The following is an 18576-nucleotide window of genomic DNA, read 5'->3' as shown; positions in this document are numbered from 1 at the left end:
GAGTAAGACACTCTACAAAATTCCGCCACTCACACATGAAGTATGAGTTTGGGGTATGTAATTAAAGTGAATGTTACATTGCTTTTGGGAATACAATGGAGCATTTTACACCTTGAGCTGTGTTTTGTATCCCGTAAGGAAACTGATGTTTATCTAATATTTGTTTCACGATATATAATCCAAGACCACTACCTTGTACTAAACCGTGTTTATCAGGGTTTGCGCGATAGAAAGGCTCAAATAAATGAGCAAGTTTATCTTCATCAATTTGTGAACCTGTATTCAATACTTCTAATGCGTAACCGTTTGGTTTTTCATAAAGCTTTATATATACGTGCTGATGGTCAATTGTATAATGAATTGCATTTGAAATAATGTTAAAAATAGCAGTTTGAATAAATTTAGGATCAGCTAAAATTTGTACGTCGTGTTTAATATTAGATTGTACATTTAATTGTTTTACAGATACAAAGTAATCTACTTTCTTCATAACATCCTCAATAATATTAGATAAAGAAATGACTTCTAAATTCGGTTTAAATTGAGGGTTTTGTATTTTGGATAATTCCGACATTTTTTCCGTTAATATGTTAATGTCTTGCATCATCTCGTAGGAACGTTTCAAATACTTATCTCTATCTTTATAAGCTCCAATTCCGTGAATCATGCCATCTAGTTGTCCCATGACGGCTGCGATTGGTGTTTTTAATTCATGGGATACCATAGACATAAATTCTTTACGAGATTGTTCTAATTGTTGTTCTTTCTTGAGCTCATTTCTTAAATCTTGATTGCTTTCATGTAAATTCTTCACAATATTTGGTACTTGTGAAGCAGCTACTGACAAATTAAAATCTGTTTGATCTGTATTTTTGTTAAGTAGCTTTTTATCTGAGAAATCAAGATTCATAATATCTTTTAAAGCATCGCTCATATATTGAAAAGGTTTAGCAATTAGTTTTGCGTACATTAAAGATCCGAGTAGAGATAATGCAAGCATTGTCGCGCCAACCTGTGGAGCTAACTGCTGCAACGCATCTGCTAACTTTGGATTATCATTTGTATCATTTGTTTTACTTGCTGCATTTTGTGTATGTAAGGCATCATTATTAGCGGCTTTCTTTTCTGCTTCTGTAAGCTGATTAGAAGTGCTATTTTCCCCCGAAAGGTTTTGTGTATGTTCTTTTGCCTTTGCAGTTTGGCTAGGCTGCAAAAGGTGATTGATAGCTGTAGAAAGAGATTTATAATCTACAATAGAAGATTGGAAATTAGAAATGTTTCCCTCTGACACAGCTTTATTTTGATTCGTTTTACTTTGATCGTTTTGCTTATCTAAATCCGCCTGTTCTGTAGTCGGCGTTCCATTTTCTTTCACAAAACGTTCTTTATCGTAGTTTGAAGCTAGAAAGTAAATGATTTGATAAAGACAAAGTGATAAAAGAATACAAAATAATAAGGTTTTGATGAAAATATTTTTGGTGATGTTGTCTTTGCTACGATTCGATTTTGTAGCCAATGCCTTTCACCGTTTTAATATAAGGAATTCCTAATTTTTTTCTTAAGTTTTTAATATGTGTATCTATAACTCTTACATCACCATAATGTTCATAGCCCCATACCTTATTCAACAAATCACTTCTTGATAATACTTTTCCTCGATTTTGCAGTAAAGTATAAATAATTTCAAATTCTTTTGTTGTCAATTCAATTTGATTACCATGAACATAAGCTGCATATGCTGTAGAATTTAACATCAATTCATGGAATTGTAGTATAGTTGCAGCTTCTGCTTCCTTCGTTGCTGCCCTTCTTAATACAGCCTCTACACGCTTAATAAATACGGTGTAATGGAACGGTTTCGTAATATAGTCATCAATACCTAACTCAAATCCTTTAATTTCACTTTCTTCATTATGTAAGCCAGTTAACATAATGATTGGTACATCAGATTGTCCTCGCATAATTTTACAAATACTATAGCCATCTATATCTGGTAACATTACATCGAGGAGGACAAGATCGTATGAATTTTTTTGGAAAAGAAGAATACCTTCTGTTCCAGCACCAACTACATCAACAGTAAAGTTTTGTGCCATTAGAAATTCACGAATAAGTTCTTGTATATCTGGGTTGTCTTCAATCACCAGTATATGCGTCATAGTAACACCTCCTAAATAACGCTTTTTACTGCAATATTCGAATTCATCATTTTTCGAGTGACTCAGATTGTTTATACATATAATAAGCCCCCGCTATAAAATAATAATAAAAGTAGCAAGGGGAATAGTTTAGTGTTACTGATTAGTTCAGAATTACAGTAGTTCTATTATAGTATGTATTATAAAATTTATAAAACATTATAACTGTATAATTTTAATATCTACGTTTATCAATGTTTAGATATTAGCTAATCAAATCTATTCCTATTATATATGTAAATACAGTTGTTTTGCTACTGTAAATGAATAAATAAAATAAGCCAAGACATAAAATTCTTGGCTACACATAAATCTTGTTTTTAGGCTATTTAACAGTGACAGTAGCTTGCTGCTGAACGCGCTCAAATAACCAGTGTATATCATTATTATACATACGAATACAACCAAGTGTTGTCCATTTGCCGATTGCTTGATTATTGTTAGTTCCGTGAATCGCATAAGTTGTTCCGTAAGTTCCTGCCATATTTAATCCAAGCCAACGGTCACCAAGTGGATTACGTGGATCCCCGCCTTTAATTTTGCCTGTATAATAAGGGCGGTTTTTAATTTTATTTACGATTTGAAAAGTGCCTTTAGGTGTAGGCGTTGCAGCTTTTCCAGTAGCGACAGTAAAACTTTTTATAAATTTTCCATCCTGATAATAATCCATTTTATTTAACTGAGTGTCTACAATTAATTGATCTTTCGTTGTAGCGGCCTCTGCGCTAGCGAATGGAAGAGTTAAAAATCCTAATGATAATAGTGCGCTTAATAATAATTTTTTCATTGTTATTCTCCTTTTACTATCGTAATAGTCTTACATACAATGAAGTTGTAATCCTCGTAATGCTTTATTTACATTTTCATCTAATGTTTCAAAGAATGTAGTGATTTTGCTGTTGTGTTTGTTGTTTTTATCAATAAGTAATCTTTCGTTTAATAAAAGCTCGCCACGTAGTCCAAAACTTTGAACTTGAATATTTAGCTCATCTTCATTTTCAGAAATAATTGGTAAGAAATAGTGAAAAGCTTTCGTTGGAATGATGTAGCTTTTGCCAATCATGCTTTCTTGGTTTGAGTTAGTCCATTTTTTCGTGACAATTTTAATATTCTTTTTTGAAACGATAAAAGATAGTGTTGTAGATTTTGTTAAACTTACGTCAAATTCACTTGTTTCACATATGTGTAAATTAAAAACGGTTTCATTTTGATGAGATTCAACATTTGTATTAATAAAATCGTGCATTTTATATGCTTCCATTTCGTATTCACCCTTTTTTCAATTTCGAAAAACGACTTATATTTATTCAAATTAATGCTTAGTCATATATTAGTTAAATTTTTCAACAAATTCCGATATAATCTTACAATACGTATATGAAGCTAATATGAAGTTAGCATGAGTTTGTGGTGGTTTTTTATTGAGAACAAAATAAGAAAGGTTTTTCAGTGTTAAAAAATGGATAAAATTCGCATATTATTAATGCGTCTTTTTGTTATTTCGACTTGAAAAATGCTTTTAACTACTTAATAAAGAACGGAAATCATTAGTGTGACCCTTACAAAAATGTAATAAAAATGTAAGCTATTGTGATAGTTATTTCGACAATTTTTTTATACAATAATAGTAAGAAGTTGTACGTGATTGAAAGGAGAGATGACATGGAATGGATTCATGAATTATTTCAGCAATACGGGTACTATGTTGTACTTGTAGGTTTGCTGTTAGAATATATTGCACTTCCGTTTCCGGGAGAGCCAACGTTAGCATATGCGGGATTTTTAGCACATAAGGGTGATTTAAGTTTACCGATTTTAATTATTCTATCCTTTATTGGGACAAGTGTAGGAATGACGATTCAATACTTTTTAGGAAATAAATTAGGTATGCCTTTCATTCAAAAGTATGGGAAATACGTATTTTTAACACAAAGAAAAATTGACTTAACGAGAATGTGGTTTGATAAGTATGGGTACTTCTTAATTTTTATTGGTTTCTTTATTCCTGGTGTACGTCATTTCACAGGATACTTTGCAGGAATTATTAATTTACCATTCCGTCGTTTTGCCATTACAATTTATTCAGGCGCTCTATTTTGGGTATCATTCTTCTTAATCGGTGGTTACTGGTTAGGTGGAAACTTACATGATATCTTTGGAGTGCTAGAAGGTCATATCGGTAAAATCATTTTTGGAGTTATTGTGATTGTAGCGGTTACGTTAGGTATTCGTTTCCGTAAGCAGTTAAAACGAGTATTACTACAAAACGCAAGCTAATATGAAATCCATTCTATGTCAGAATTTAGGAAGGCAGTGCAAAAGCACTGCCTTTTTTATTTTATTGTTAAGACTATGTTTAATGTACATTTTACATTCTTTATAGGAATTTGATACAGGATAAGAAATAAGTATCTTGTCAATTATTATAGTCGTAATGACAATTATAATTGACAAAAATAAGGATATTATTTACAATTTTAATTAAATAAATGAAAAAGAGGGAAGACATGAAGCTTCAAAATCGAGTGAGGGAATTGCGAGCAAAGCATCGTTTATCACAAGGGGATTTAGGAAAAGTGATTGGATCATCACGGCAAACGATTAGTTTAATTGAACGTGGGGATTATGCACCATCTATTGTATTGTCGTTAAAAATCGCACAAATTTTCAATGTACCAGTGGAGGAAATATTTACGTTAGTAGAGGGGGAAGAGGACGATGAAGAGTAAGCGAAAAAAACAATTTGATTCTGTGGGGAAAATAGCAGTAAGTATGATGGGTGGCTTTTTAACGTCTTATATAGCTTTAAATTTACTCTCGGATGAACCGAGAAAATTATCATCTAATACATTTATAGGTATATGTACTATTTTTGGAATTTTAATGATGTACTATACTTGGAAGAATACACGTATGTTAGCAGAGGCACGCGATGAAGAAGAGAGCGTACAAGGTAGGAAATTAGGCATTATAAGTATATATTTACGTGTAGGTGATATAGTTACGCAGGCATGGTTTGTATATGCAGTTATTACATGTAGACGTGCACTGTTGCAGGATACAAATGTTTCATTTGCGGTGTGGAATTTAGTAGTTTCTATTCTTTGTTTAACTACTGTAGTAATTATCGGACTCATAACAAAAAATCGTTATAATAAGCTATATCCTGAACAAGGTGTAACGTATATGGAATCTATGAAAATGTGGACGAAAAATGCAGATGAAGGATTAAAGCACATTGTGCATGAGGCTGGATATAAAGCGTATGAATTTACGAATACAATATTGGCATATGTATGGTGGGCTGCGGTTATATATACAGCTGCTAGTGATATCGATTTTGTATTAATTGGCTTAATCTCATTTATTTGGATATTGCATCTCGGGAAGTTCATGTACGAAATGCAGAGAAAAATGATTTATTAAGGGGAGAAAAAGGTGGATATTTTAAGAAGGCCAGCTGGCTCAATGACAGTGGCGCTAATTCTGTCCATTTTATACGGAGTAATCCGAACTGGGAAATTAGAAGTAATTTTGAACCTATGGGCAATAGTTGGAATTTCATTGTTAGTGTTAGCCATTCATGAGCTAGGACATGTAGTATTTGGTGTAATAGGTGGTTTAACATTTAAATTTATGACAGTAGGACCCATTACTATTCAAAAAGAAAAGGGAAAATTACGCATTCGAGAAAATAAATTATGGGCGTACTTTGGAGGCGTTGCAACATTAGTACCACCTTCTATAGAGACGCCGAATCTTTCGAAAAAGTGGGCGTGGCTCACTTTAGGTGGACCGATTACGAGTTTACTATTTGGTATTACTTCCGGTTACATATACATGGTGAGTTATTATCAATATCTTTTATATTTTTCCTTTTTCCATTTTGCAATCTTTGCGGTTACAATTGTGCCGATAAAAGGAATACTTATGAGTGATGGGATGCAATTTCTTATTTTAATTAAAGATGATGAAAGAGCTAGAAATCACTTATATGAGATTCAAATATCGAGTGAGTTATTTAGTTATAAAAGACCGAAAGATTGGGATGAAAGGTTAGTAGAATTGAGTGAGGAGAAAATAAAAGAGAATAAAGGGATAAGAGAGATAATGAGTAGACTTATGCTCGTCTTTTTTGCTCGTGCAGATCAAGAGGGAATGGAAAGAGCGATACCGTATATAGAACGAATTGTTCAATTACCTGTAACGAAAGAAAATAAGTTTTTCGTTAGTAGTTTTCATAGTTGGTACCTTTTATATAAAGCCCTTTATCAGATGGATAGTCTTTCTTTGCAAGAAGCAAAAGAACATGCAAAGGCTATTACAAAAATGGACCTAAGTGGATATTACCGTACACAAGGAATTATTAAATATGTAGAGGGCAATATGGAAGCGTCCCGTACTTATATGAAGAAAGCTGATCAAGAATTAAAGAGCGCCGAGAAGAGTGAAATGGGATATTTACAATTAGAAAGAGAATGGTTTAAGCAGCTGAAAGAGAGGGTATCTTACGATGGGTGAGGTATCCTCTTTTTTATATGTCATCTTATGCCGTTCCATAAATAGCCTAGGGCGAGTAAAATGAGATAAGAAGAGCAAAGCTTGGAGGAAGTAAATATGGAAATTTTATCAATTATTTTGATAGTCTTGCTCATTTATGTTGTTTTTAAAGTGGCATATGTAGCATTAAAGATACTCGCGATCCTATTAATTATCTTTTTAATCGTAGAGTTCGGCAGTAAGTTGCTTGGGGGATAGGGTATGTTGTGCGTTTTGAGTGTCGAAGGATGTCGGTAAATCGATATCCTACGTCGAATCGTTGATATAATGAAAAAATCGTTGATATAAGTGGAGAAACGATCGATATATTTGAAAAATCGTTGATATATTTTAGTGAATACGAAGTGGGGTATGTGGAAAAGAAGTTGCCGTGAGGGTAACTTCTTTTTATCGTGATGCGGGGTATGCAAACCAACATAAAAAAGCTGGAAGAGTATCTTCCAGCTTAAGAGTTACTTTCAATTTGGCGACCGCTATCTTCTTCATTGTCTTGTAATAGGTTGAATACGTCTGCTAGGCAGAATGCAATGAACCAAGTCCATAGACCGTGGAAGAAAGCTGAGCTTAATTGAAGTGGTAATGTATAGTTTGTCATTGAGTAGGAAATACATCCACCAACGATTCCGATCATTGTTAATAACATTGTTTTTTGAGCATTTTCTTCTGGATTAAAGAGGAAGTAAATGTATCCGCCTAAAATTGAAGCGCTTACAAGTGTTTCGATTCCATTAAAAATGATATTCTCTCCAAGCTGTGTGTTTGTCCAGAAGCAGATTGTTCCGCCGATAATAGCAAACAGGACAGCTATTGTATATCGTATATATTGATTCATATGTTCATCTCCTTATGTAATAAGATGATTTGGAAGTCAAAAAGGTAGGTATAGTATATTGAAGTGAGTTTTAATTGTACGTATCTTTTTATAAAAAGATCATTGAAGAGTAACTAAGATGATCGGTTGTTTAAACCGTTACGTGTATGGTGTCTGAAATATACCCGACTGCTCGTTTCTTTTTGCTTGTAAAATAAGAGAAACTTCCAAGTCTATATACTCTTTTTTTGTGAGTCTGCTTTCATTATAACACATTTAGAGACATAATAATAGAATTATCTGATTTTGTAATAAGTGTAAAAAATAAAAAGCGCAAGGAAATACCATTAACGGTGCAGTTTAGTGGAAGAAGGATTTTAATTTATTATGATGAAATATGTAATCAAGGTGAGATCTAAGAAGGAGGCTTAAATACTATAAAAAATGTTTTATAGTATGAATGTAAGGGAGGAGAGCTAACTTGGAGTTCACAACAGAAAGATTAATAATTAGACCTTTTAAGAGTACTGATTTACAGGATGTATTTGTTATTTATAATAGTGATGATACATGTAAGTTCCTATTACATAATAAGTGGACTCATGAAGACATGCAGAAAAGATTTAATAAGAAGTTAGCAAATAATGTACTTACTAAAGAATCAATATTAAGTTTGGCAGTTATATACAAAACTAAAGTAGTTGGTGATTTATCCGTATGGTACACAAATATGAAAGACACTGTTGAGATTGGTTATAGTTTTTCAAATGAAGTAGCTGGGAGAGGTTTGGCGACAGAAGCAGTAAGTAGTTTGGTATTGAAATTATTTAATGAATTTAATGTACATCGTATACAGGCTAATCTTGATGCACGTAATACAGCTTCACAAAAATTGTGTGAACGAATAGGCATGAGAAAGGAAGCCCATTTCATACAAGATTCTTGGAATAAAGATGAATGGACAGATAGTATTGTATATGGGATGCTATCCTCCGATTTGTAGTAATAAACTTAGTGATTTTATTATGCTAAAAGGTACGTGAGTTGAATAACAAAGGGCATAACATATTATATATGACTAATATGTTATGCCCTTTAATTTATTAACCTTTTTTATATGCGTTTGAAACGGCCGACAATTTCAACTGTTTCAGTAATGTTCATAAATGCTTTGTTATCCACTTGACGGATAATACGTTTCATTTCGCCTAACTCATAGCGAGTCACGACAGTGTAAATCATTTTTTTCTTATGGTTTGTATAGCCGCCGACAGCGTCTACCATTGTCACCCCGCGTATGCCGTGATGTAGTAGTGCGCTTTTTATTTCCTCACCTTTTTCTGTAACTGTCATTATCGTTAATTTAATATGTTTCGTATGCACAGCATCGATAACTTTGCTGACTACAAACCGGCTAATTAACGTATAAAGTGTAATATCCCATCCGAAAATAAAACCTGCTGCTACAAGTAAGACTAAGTTGAATACAAAGATGATTGCTCCAATTGAAATATCTCGATGTTTCGCTACAATCAATCCAACAACATCAAAGCCACCTGTTGAAGAAGCAAATCGGAATATGATTCCGGAAGCTGCTCCGCAGATTACACCACCGAATACAGAAGATAGTAAAATATCGTCTGAAACCTGGTGTACAGGGATAATGTTCATCGCTAACGATGATACAGCTACAAAGTAAGCTGTTAAAAAGGTTGTCTTCTTGCCTAAGTAAAAGTGACTTAAAATAAGAAGAGGAATGTTTAGTAAAAAGATAAGTGCACCGATATTGTAGTGCATTAAATAACCGATAATCATCCCTACACCAGCGAATCCACCGCTAATCATGTTATGCGGGATAAAAAACATATTCATAGAAATTGCATACAAAATAGAAGCTATAAAAATAACAACCAACTGTATCATAAATTCTAAGTGAAATGTTTTAGCTGCTGGGAAGGATAAAAAGGCGGTGTCGGGAACGTAATCGGCGTCTCCTAGTTGACCCATAGTATGTTTCATCTCCATATTCATTTTTGATTACAAGAAGAGAATAAAGGTTTTTTCAAAAACTGGCAATAGTTTTATTATAATGCAAAAATTTTATAAATTTCTAATAAATCAAGCCTATTCATTGAGGTGCGTGAATATACTAAAGAAAGCGAATACAACGTTTCTTAATTATTATTTTCTTGAGAAAATATGCAAAATACTTTTTTTGAAAATAAAAGGAAATAGAGAATGTTTGCCTAATGTGCTAAAATGACCTTATTAAGGATGTGAAGCGATGGAATTTTTATTGCAGGATGCAATTCTATATATATCGTTTGTAACGACGGCACTTTGTTTATTAGAAGTTTTCTTCCTTGCTAATGTTTCTCGCTTTGTGCGTCAACAAGCATCAAGCGGTAGACAAAGAGCTTTTGCGCTAGTTGATACATGTGAAGATAGTGCGGGAAATGTACCGCTATTTTCTATTTTTTATAAATATGGAATGATTCGTTCTGTACGCAGACAAGAATCAAGTGAAGAGAATGACGAGGTCGGTCCGTATACACCAATGTTTCGCTAAATAATTACGAAACATTGGAGGAATGAACATGTTAAAATCATACCGAGCTGTGCTCGTTAGTTTATCATTATTATTTGTTTTTGTTTTATCTGGTTGCAGTAATGCAGCCCCAATTGATGCACATAGTACTGGGATTTGGGATCATTATTTTGTATATCCAATCTCGTTTATGATTCAATTTGTCGCTCATCATATACCTGGAGCTAGCTTTGGGATTGCTATCATTATTATGACGCTCGTTATTCGTTCAGCAATGATTCCATTAGCTGTTTCGCAATATCGCAGCCAAGCGAAAATGAAGAAAATGCAACCTGAATTGCAGAAGTTAAAGAAAAAGTACGGTGATGTAAGCAAAGACCTTGAAAAACAAAAGCAGTATCAAAAAGAAATGTCAGAACTAATGAAATCAGGCGGTTGGAATCCACTTGCTGGTTGCTGGCCATTATTAATACAAATGCCGATTTTCTCTGCTTTGTATTATGCGATTAGCAGAACGGAAGAGATTCGCACATCTTCGTTTTTATGGGTGAACCTAGGACATGCAGATCCATATCATATATTACCGATTATTGCAGCGTTAACGACATTTATTCAGATGAAAGTTTTCCAATCGAATATTACACCTGGAGAACAAGTACAGATGCTAAAGATGCAGCAAATTATGATGCCGGCAATGATTCTATTTATGGGGTTTGCGGCGCCATCAGGACTTGTGTTGTACTGGATAACAGGTAACTTATTTACAATGACACAAACAATTGTATTAAGAAAAATAATGGAACGTGAAGAGTTACAATTACAAAAAGCATAGAGAAACACCGCTCATTACGAGCGGTGTTTTTTTGTTAAGTCGTTAAGGAAATGTTAAGAAACCGACATTACTATAGGCATTGTATACGAAAGTGTACATGCATTAGAAATATGAAGGAGGAAATTTCCTATGAAGAAGAAAACAGTTGGGTATTTAGCGATTGCAGGTGCGTTATCATTCGGAATCATTGGAGGAATCGGCATTCCGGCATTCGCGGCAACGAATACTCCAGCAGTGGATCAGCCTGCAAAAACGGCGAAAAAGGATTTGGATGACGCTACAAAACAAAAAGTAAAAACAATTATGGACGATACAAAGAAACAGTTAGAGAAACTAGGTGTAAAGCTTCCAGAGAAAGAGAAGCGTAAAGACATGTTTGCAGGATTAGATGAACAGGCGAAAGAAAAAGCGAAGTCCATTTTAGAGCAAGAGAAATCCGGAAAACTAACACGTGAACAAGCAAAAGAGGAATTAACAAAGCTAGGCGTGAAAATGCCGGAGAAAGGTAAGCATGGAGACATGTTTGCTAACTTAGATGAACAGGCGAAGGAGAAAGCGAAGGCGATTTTAGAGCAAAAGAAATCTGGAAAATTAACGCATGAACAAGCAAAAGAGGAATTAACAAAGCTAGGCGTGAAAATGCCGGAGAAAGATAAACATGGAGACATGTTTGCAGGATTAGATGAACAGGCAAAAGAGAAAGCGAATTCAATTTTTGAGCAAGAAAAATCCGGAAAATTAACGCATGAGCAAGCAAAAGAAGAATTAACAAAATTAGGTGTGAAACTTCCAGAGAAAGAGAAGCGTGAAGATATCTTTGCGGGATTAGATGAAGCAACAAAAATAAAAGCAAAAGCGATTTTAGACAATGAAAAGAAACAATTAGAGGCATTGAATGTTGATTTACCGCACCATAAGTTTTTTATGAAAAAAGAAGATAAATAATTGAATGAAGTCGTATCTTTCGTGTGGGCAACCGGAAGGTACGTGCAAGGGCCGATTTCTATAAGTAGAAATCGGTCCCTTTTAATGAGGCATTGAAATTCTTTTTATTGTTAGTATGTATCCGAAGACGCAGTAGAAGATTGCAAAACCGATAAACACTTCCGTATATTGATATTTACCCAATACGTAGAAGGAAACAGCTGGTATAATAGCTACCGCTAAAATGCTATAACCAGGATACTTGTTTCGATACATGATAGCGAATAGAACAGAGAGAAACGTAGCGATGATACAAAAGACAGCGATCATTATTGGTACACCTCCTAAATGAATTATACCATTTTTAGGGAATTAGAGAAGTTTTGTATCTTCTGTTATAATATAAGAAGAGAAATATTTCCTATGTTATATAAAAAAATATTGATTTTTTCTAACAATTCAATATAATGAACAATAACTACAAAATTCGACATCAAGAAGTGATGATGAGGACACGATCAATTTTTTACGATTCTCAGAGAGGGAAGCCTTTGGCTGTGAGCTTCCTAATACGGAAAAATGGATTACCACCTCTGAACTGCAGCAGTGAACGAACATCTAGTAATTGCTTGCCGGCAAAAACCGTTATTTAGACTTGAGAAATTGGTGAAGTATGTTACTTTACGAATTGAAACAAGGGTGGAACCACGAATACAACACTCGTCCCTTTTTTAGGGAGGAGTGTTTTTTTATTTCATTTTTGCATCACACTAGGATTGGAAGGAGGATACGCAGCATGCATCATGATGAGAAGAACAAAATTGGTTTAACAGTAGCACTTTCTATCGTAGTAGGAACGATTATTGGATCTGGTGTGTTTATGAAACCAGGGAGCGTATTAGATTACTCGGGGAGTTCTAATATGGCCATTCTTGCTTGGGTAATTGGTGGTCTGTTGACGTTAGCGAGTGGTTTAACAGTAGCTGAAATTGGAGCGCAAATCCCGAAAAATGGTGGGTTGTATACGTATTTAGAGGAGATTTACGGAAGTTTTTGGGGATATTTATCAGGCTGGATGCAAACAATTGTTTATGGACCAGCTATTATCGGAACATTAGGTTTATACTTTAGTTCTTTAATGATTAATTTTTTCTATTTAGATAAAGTATGGAACTTACCAATCGCAATCGGAACAGTTGTGTTCCTTGGCTTTGTAAATAGTATGGGAACAAAATACGGAGGTATCGTTCAAACAATCACGACAATTGGGAAAATGATTCCGATTGTATTAATTGTCGTGTTAGGTTTCTGGAAAGGGAATAGCGATATCTTTAACGTAGTTGTGCCGATATCAGAAAATCAAAGTATCGGTATGGCAATTTTAGCAACGTTATTTGCTTATGACGGATGGATTTTACTTGCTTCGATTGGCGGAGAAATGAAGAATCCAACAAAGTTATTACCGAAAGCAATGACAGTTGGGATTTTAATTGTAACAGCTGCATACGTATTAATTAACTTGGCGTTATTAAATGTATTACCAGCAGCGAAAATTGTAGACCTTGGAGAAAATGCGACAGCGACAGCTGCGGGTATGTTACTTGGAGAATATGGCGGGAAAATTATTAGTATCGGTATTATCGTTTCTATTTTCGGCTGTTTAAATGGAAAGATTTTAACATTCCCACGTATTCCAATGTCTATGGCGGAACGTGGACAACTTCCATTTTCTAAGTTTATTGCAAAGGAAAGTCCGAGATTTAAAACACCAGCAAATGCGATTACTGTTGAAATCATTTTAGGAATTATTTTAATGATTATTAGTGATCCGAATAAGCTATCTGAGATTTCCGTATTCATTATTTATATTTTCTACGTAATGACGTTTATTGGTGTCTTCATCTTAAGAAAACGTAATAAGAATAAAGAGCGTGCATATAGTGTACCGTTATTCCCAATCGTACCAATCGTAGCGATTTTAGGTTCGTTCTTTGTAATCGGTAGTGCGATTATTAACGATCCGGTAAGTTGTTTCTTATCAATTGGAATTGTCTTTACTGGACTGCCGGTGTATTGGTACTTAAATAAGAAGAAAGAAACAGAATGATGGAAGGGTAGGCGTATAATACGCCTACCTTTTTTACTGTAAAAAAATTATACTTGCGTCCACTTTCTATTTTGGTTACTATAGTCGTAGTAACCAAAATAGAAAGCGTGGGGAAAGACTTGAATTTTCGTGTTTATATTTTAGCTATCGCGGCTTTCGTAGTCGGAACGGTTGAGTTAATTATAGGAGGAACGCTCGATTTAGTTGCCAATGATTTAGGAGTATCTATTAGCGCAGCTGGTCAGCTTATCACAATATTTTCGGTAGTATTTGCTTTGTCAGGTCCAGTTTTATTAGCTTTGACAGGGAAGTTTGAAAGAAAAACATTGTATGTTGGAGCATTATCGATTTTCTTAATCGGAAATATTATTTCCGCATTTAGTGTGAATTACGGAATGCTAATGTTCTCAAGGGTTATTTGTGCGGCGAGTGGTTCATTAATTATTGCACTATCTGTAACACTTGCGTCTAGTGTAGTAGAACCGCATTTTCGTGCGCGTGCAATTGGAATCATTTTTATGGGAATTAGTGGATCACTTGTACTTGGAGTACCGCTTGGTCTTGTACTCGGAAATGCATACGGATGGCGTGCACCATTTGTATTAATTTCTGTATTAACAGTTATGGCAATTGCTTGTATTTCATTGTTCTTAACGAAAGTACCACCGACATCGGTATTATCAATAAAAGAACAACTTGCTACTTTAAAAGATAAAAAAATTGTAAGTGCACAGTTAACATCATTTTTGTTTTTAACGGGTCATTTAACATTGTATGCATATTTAACACCGTTTTTAAAAGATGTTATGCATGTTGAAGCAAACTGGATTAGTGTGTTTTACTTTATTTTCGGAATCGCAGCAGTAATTGGCGGCGGGTTCGGTGGATGGCTTGCTGATAAATGGGGATCGAAGAAAAGTATTATCTCGATTATTATCGTATTTGCATGTGCAATCTTCATGTTGCCATTAATGACATTCTCATTCCCGCTCTTCATCATTATGATGGGACTTTGGAGTATGCTGAGCTGGGCGATTTCACCAGCACAGCAAAATTATTTAATTGAAATTGCACCGGAATCAGCTGGTATTCAGCAAGGTTTAAATAACTCTGCGCTTCATTTAGGAATTGCACTTGGTTCAACAGTAGGTGGAGTTGTTATTGAAAAATCATCTGTTATATATAATGCTTGGGTAGGCGGTGGCTTTATTATATTAGCACTGCTTTGCGCTATTTTCTCGATTACGAGAGGACGCTCTACTCAGTTCGTGAAAGAAGAATCTATCGTTTGATAGGTTCTTTTTTATTTGTAAAAAATTGCAGTTTTTAGTAGGTAAATGGAGAAAAGGGTATATAGCGAGGTGAGGTATATGTATTCGAATTTTTCAATTATTGGTCTTCTAATTTCAATGCTCCCTTTGTTTCTTATTATTCTTGCACTTAGATGGATTCGTTTCATCTATCAAAATTCAGAGAAACAGGTAGAGCAAAATGAGAAAATCATTGAGCTGTTGATGGAGATAAAGGAACAAAATAAAAAGGAGTCTAAGTGAAAAACTAGACTCCTTTTTATTATTTAATTAGTATCTTAATTTCATTAACAAACTCTTAATTTCCTCATCTTTCATAAAGAGATCGTGGTGCTTCTGGGTAATCTTTGCAAGTGCAACGTCGTGATAGAAAAATTCTGTAAAGAACTTTACGAAAGGTTGTGACATTGTTTTCATCGCTTGCCATGACTCTTGTTCTACGCCAGCAAATAAAATTTCACGATCGTCAACGATGAGTAGTAAGTAGCGCTCTAATGCATTAGGCTCTTCAGCTGGGATTAGAAAATGCATGTTTTCTAAGTCTGTTTCTACTTCTCCAACAATAAGAGATTCAATTTGAACACCTTGTTTTGCTTTTTGTTCTAGTAAAGGGAGATATTCTAAAAGAGTATCATTCCAAGCTGAAATACGGATTGATTCTTTTGCACTTTCAATGAGTTCTTTACTTTGAACTCGAATAGAAGATTGCATTTTTAAGCTCCACACACGGTCATCTGTAAATGATTTTTTTGATATGTTTGTTTCCAGCTCTTTAATATTTGATTGGAATTCTGTCGTTAATTTTTCAATTGCTAGTTTTAGTGGTAATGCTGTATACAATTTTTTCTTTTCTGAAACAGAATCCATTACCATTCCTTTATCGATTAGGCGTGCTAGTACTTCATATATTTTTGCTTTTGGAACACCTGAATGCTTCACAATTGTTGTAGCATCTAATGGTTCATTGCTTGATACGACAACTTCATAAGCTTGGCTTTCATATTGTGAGAAACCGAATTTTTGTAACATAGTTCCCTCCGAACGAATGAGATTATATTTTAAGGATAATGAACTATTTGTTTTTGCACAAGTGGTAGTAAGTTTTCTAATTGTATTAAGGTGAGAATTAATTTCAATTTTTTAATTTTATCTATTATACTTAATATAATGATTAATAAGATTTTAATTTAATGCGAAGGGGATGCTGGGGGAAAGATGTTAAGAAGTTTACGTTTAAAAATTGCGGTAGTGTTTTCGGTACTTATTTCTATGATGTTCGTAATATTGGGTACAGCTGTGTATCAATTACAGAAAGAAAAGGAAGTGCGTTCCTTAGACGAGTATTCTCAAAATGCGATGGATCTTGTGACAGAGCAACTTACGACATTTGTTCAAAGAACGGATGAAGATATGGGGTATTACGCGAACAGTGAGATGATTCGTAATATGCTTCAAGGTGGGGTTACTCCGGAAGAGGAAGCGTTTTTAACGAAAGAGTTTGCGGAGTATAAAAAGAATCATCCTGGTATTTTAGATTTATATATTGGTACGAAAGATAAAAAAACATTAAGTGCCAATCTTGCCGAAGGTGGGCAAGTGCCAGAAGGATACGATCCAACGACAAGACCATGGTATAAAGATTCAGAGGCTGATGTAAAAAAGGTCCATTGGGGACAACCTTCTTATGAAATTGCAACAGGCAAGTTAAGTGTAGGTGTTTCTAAAGCAATTACAGCTCCAGATGGATCTGTATTAGGCGTTGTTGCGATGGATGTATCGCTTGGGACGATTCAGAAGTTGCTTCACAATATTCAATACAATAATGACGGAGAAATGTTTATTATAAATGATAAAAATATGGCTCTTGTTTATCCAGAAAAGATAGGGAAAGATGTTTCTAAAGAGCCGCTTATAAAGAGCTTAAATAAAGAGGTAACAAAATATGCGGTCACTACAATAAAAGGTGAAGATGTAGTTGTTTACAGTCAATCATTTGATACGATGAAATGGACGATAGGAATCTTTTATCCGAAAGAAACGATTGATGGGCTATTAAATAGTACGAGAAATACAGTTATTATAATGGCATGTATTAGTTTATTAGTTGGAATCGTAGCTTCCTACTTATTCTCAAGAAGATTAGCAAGACCACTGCAACTATTAAAGAATCACGTTCAAAAAGTAGCAGAAGGCGATTTAACGCTGCGAATGAAAGTGACAAGTAAAGATGAAGTTGGAGAGTTGGCTAAGCACTTTAATGATATGGTTGAACAAATGAATGAAATGGTAAGTAAAATTAAAAACAGCGTATCAACGGTGCAACAATCAACGAATAGTTTACATTATTTAACGAACGAAACAGTAGCGGCTAGTAGAGAAGTTTCAGGAGCGATGGATGATGTGAGCGGAGGAGCTTCTACTCTTGCGAATAGTGTGGATGAAGTTTCAGCTCAGCTCGAGAATATGGCGGAGTCAGTGGAACAAATGAATAGCTCCGTTGGTGAAATAAAAGGAGTGGCTGGCAAAGCGGAAGAGGCATCTAAGCAAGGATTAAATACAATGAGGAATTTAATCCGTACGAGGGGACAATCATCTTCGATTGTTGTTCATACAGAAGAAGCATCGGATAAGTTAGAACAAAGAGTTGGATCGATTCAAAATGTTGTTGAGCTTATAAAAGGCATTTCGGATCAAACAAATTTACTTGCTTTAAATGCTTCGATTGAAGCTGCCCGTGCAGGTGAGCAAGGTAAGGGATTTGCGGTTGTTGCTGAAGAGGTTCGGAAATTAGCGGAACAATCAAAAGAGGCTACCGGAGAAATCACAACGATGATTGGTGATGTGCAAGTAGAAGTAAAAAGAGTTGTAGAAGTTGTAAGTAAATTGAAAGACATTGCAGATGTGCAAAATAAAGTGACGACAGAGGCAGAAATGGAGTTCCGCACAATTATGTCAGTTGTAAATACGATTAGTACTTCAGTTGAAAAAATTGTAGAAGAGGTACATAACATAGGTTACGAGCAAGGAGAAATTACAGCGGTAATGCACACAATTGCTGGTACGAGTCAAGAAAGTGCAGCTGTTTCCGAAGAGGTACATGCTGCAACGGAATCACAGGTGAATCATTTAGAAAAGGTAGCTCACACGATGGAAAGTTTGACAGAACATATGAGAGATTTAGAAAGATTAGTCGAGCAGTTTAAAGTGGAAGAGTAACATATTAGTAAAATGATGAGGATTTCGGTAAAATAGACAATGGATATATAAGAAACGATTATAGGAGGAA

The 18576-nt window shown here is 34.6% G+C and carries 21 protein-coding genes and 1 other annotated feature; of the genes, 13 read left to right on the top strand and 8 right to left on the bottom strand.

Going from position 1 to position 18576, the window contains the following annotated elements; translation table 11 throughout:
- Positions 1-73 precede the first annotated feature (73 nt).
- The 4 genes from H6481_RS13980 to H6481_RS13965 form a co-directional block, all read right to left on the bottom strand.
- On the bottom strand, positions 74-1516 hold the full coding sequence (locus tag H6481_RS13980; RefSeq protein WP_023523365.1) for a HAMP domain-containing sensor histidine kinase: 1443 nt from the start codon (positions 1514-1516) through the stop codon (positions 74-76).
- Positions 1494-2159: a response regulator transcription factor gene (locus H6481_RS13975; RefSeq protein ID WP_000148833.1), complete on the bottom strand. Its 666-nt coding sequence runs from the start codon at positions 2157-2159 to the stop codon at positions 1494-1496. Before H6481_RS13975 ends, H6481_RS13980 begins: the two co-directional genes overlap by 23 nt.
- Positions 2160-2523: 364 nt before the next feature.
- A complete protein-coding gene (locus tag H6481_RS13970; RefSeq protein ID WP_000735058.1) occupies positions 2524-2985 on the bottom strand; it encodes a L,D-transpeptidase in 462 nt (153 codons plus the stop codon).
- A 30-nt stretch (positions 2986-3015) separates the two neighbouring features.
- Positions 3016-3459 carry a DUF3978 family protein gene (locus H6481_RS13965; protein WP_000388762.1) on the bottom strand — a complete coding sequence of 148 codons (444 nt, stop codon included), beginning with the start codon at positions 3457-3459 and terminating at the stop codon, positions 3016-3018.
- Positions 3460-3860: 401 nt separating this feature from the next.
- On the opposite strand from H6481_RS13965, the gene H6481_RS13960 reads away from it, so the two are divergent.
- The 5 genes from H6481_RS13960 (at position 3861) to H6481_RS13940 (ending at position 6956) form a co-directional block, all read left to right on the top strand.
- Positions 3861-4475 (top strand): DedA family protein, encoded by a 615-nt coding sequence (locus tag H6481_RS13960; protein ID WP_000454754.1) that lies wholly within the window; start codon positions 3861-3863, stop codon positions 4473-4475.
- A 230-nt stretch (positions 4476-4705) separates the two neighbouring features.
- A complete protein-coding gene (locus H6481_RS13955) occupies positions 4706-4927 on the top strand; it encodes a helix-turn-helix transcriptional regulator (RefSeq protein WP_000776173.1) in 222 nt (73 codons plus the stop codon).
- The gene (locus H6481_RS13950) at positions 4917-5624 is read left to right on the top strand and encodes a DUF3169 family protein (protein ID WP_000837722.1); all 708 of its coding nucleotides are present in this window, start codon (positions 4917-4919) and stop codon (positions 5622-5624) included. The genes H6481_RS13955 and H6481_RS13950 overlap by 11 nt, the downstream gene beginning before the upstream one ends.
- A gap of 42 nt (positions 5625-5666) precedes the next feature.
- Positions 5667-6719, top strand: coding sequence for a hypothetical protein (locus H6481_RS13945; protein ID WP_071731088.1), 1053 nt, complete (start codon positions 5667-5669; stop codon positions 6717-6719).
- A 96-nt stretch (positions 6720-6815) separates the two neighbouring features.
- Complete coding sequence (locus H6481_RS13940; RefSeq protein WP_000404758.1) at positions 6816-6956, top strand: DUF3985 family protein; 141 nt, start codon at positions 6816-6818, stop codon at positions 6954-6956.
- A 247-nt stretch (positions 6957-7203) separates the two neighbouring features.
- Here H6481_RS13940 and H6481_RS13935 read toward each other — a convergent pair whose 3' ends face one another.
- Positions 7204-7590, bottom strand: a complete 387-nt coding sequence (locus tag H6481_RS13935; protein WP_001077773.1) for a DUF3938 domain-containing protein — start codon at positions 7588-7590, stop codon at positions 7204-7206.
- Positions 7591-8050: 460 nt separating this feature from the next.
- Here H6481_RS13935 and H6481_RS13930 point away from each other — a divergent pair, with 460 nt between their 5' ends.
- Positions 8051-8572 (top strand): GNAT family protein, encoded by a 522-nt coding sequence (locus H6481_RS13930; RefSeq protein ID WP_071731079.1) that lies wholly within the window; start codon positions 8051-8053, stop codon positions 8570-8572.
- A 110-nt stretch (positions 8573-8682) separates the two neighbouring features.
- Here H6481_RS13930 and H6481_RS13925 read toward each other — a convergent pair whose 3' ends face one another.
- Positions 8683-9576, bottom strand: a complete 894-nt coding sequence (locus tag H6481_RS13925) for a YitT family protein (protein WP_000530043.1) — start codon at positions 9574-9576, stop codon at positions 8683-8685.
- 277 nt (positions 9577-9853) lie between these two features.
- Here H6481_RS13925 and H6481_RS13920 point away from each other — a divergent pair, with 277 nt between their 5' ends.
- The 3 genes from H6481_RS13920 (at position 9854) to H6481_RS13910 (ending at position 11894) form a co-directional block, all read left to right on the top strand.
- On the top strand, positions 9854-10138 hold the full coding sequence (locus H6481_RS13920) for a hypothetical protein (RefSeq protein ID WP_000394930.1): 285 nt from the start codon (positions 9854-9856) through the stop codon (positions 10136-10138).
- Positions 10139-10166: 28 nt separating this feature from the next.
- Positions 10167-10949 (top strand): membrane protein insertase YidC, encoded by a 783-nt coding sequence (yidC, locus tag H6481_RS13915; protein ID WP_000920524.1) that lies wholly within the window; start codon positions 10167-10169, stop codon positions 10947-10949.
- A 129-nt stretch (positions 10950-11078) separates the two neighbouring features.
- Positions 11079-11894, top strand: coding sequence for a hypothetical protein (locus H6481_RS13910; RefSeq protein ID WP_182812054.1), 816 nt, complete (start codon positions 11079-11081; stop codon positions 11892-11894).
- Positions 11895-11975: 81 nt separating this feature from the next.
- Here H6481_RS13910 and H6481_RS13905 read toward each other — a convergent pair whose 3' ends face one another.
- On the bottom strand, positions 11976-12203 hold the full coding sequence (locus tag H6481_RS13905; protein ID WP_053563416.1) for a hypothetical protein: 228 nt from the start codon (positions 12201-12203) through the stop codon (positions 11976-11978).
- Between the two features lie 164 nt (positions 12204-12367).
- Positions 12368-12604 (top strand) — a binding site (T-box leader).
- Between the two features lie 65 nt (positions 12605-12669).
- Between H6481_RS13905 and H6481_RS13900 the strand changes: the two genes are divergently transcribed.
- From H6481_RS13900 to H6481_RS13890, 3 genes are all read left to right on the top strand, one after another.
- Positions 12670-13980 (top strand): amino acid permease, encoded by a 1311-nt coding sequence (locus H6481_RS13900; RefSeq protein ID WP_000546308.1) that lies wholly within the window; start codon positions 12670-12672, stop codon positions 13978-13980.
- 53 nt (positions 13981-14033) lie between these two features.
- Positions 14034-15272: an MFS transporter gene (locus H6481_RS13895; protein WP_140155578.1), complete on the top strand. Its 1239-nt coding sequence runs from the start codon at positions 14034-14036 to the stop codon at positions 15270-15272.
- 78 nt (positions 15273-15350) lie between these two features.
- Complete coding sequence (locus H6481_RS13890) at positions 15351-15533, top strand: hypothetical protein (protein WP_069356427.1); 183 nt, start codon at positions 15351-15353, stop codon at positions 15531-15533.
- Between the two features lie 27 nt (positions 15534-15560).
- Here H6481_RS13890 and H6481_RS13885 read toward each other — a convergent pair whose 3' ends face one another.
- Positions 15561-16319: a TrmB family transcriptional regulator gene (locus H6481_RS13885; protein ID WP_069356426.1), complete on the bottom strand. Its 759-nt coding sequence runs from the start codon at positions 16317-16319 to the stop codon at positions 15561-15563.
- Positions 16320-16505: 186 nt separating this feature from the next.
- Between H6481_RS13885 and H6481_RS13880 the strand changes: the two genes are divergently transcribed.
- Positions 16506-18506: a methyl-accepting chemotaxis protein gene (locus H6481_RS13880; RefSeq protein WP_098852446.1), complete on the top strand. Its 2001-nt coding sequence runs from the start codon at positions 16506-16508 to the stop codon at positions 18504-18506.
- Positions 18507-18576 lie beyond the last annotated feature (70 nt).

Source organism: Bacillus sp. ME78 (assembly GCF_903970865.1).
GTDB classification, from domain to species: domain Bacteria; phylum Bacillota; class Bacilli; order Bacillales; family Bacillaceae_G; genus Bacillus_A; species Bacillus_A cereus.
Note: the sequence above shows the minus strand (reverse complement) of the source record. Positions and strands in the feature narration are given on the sequence as shown.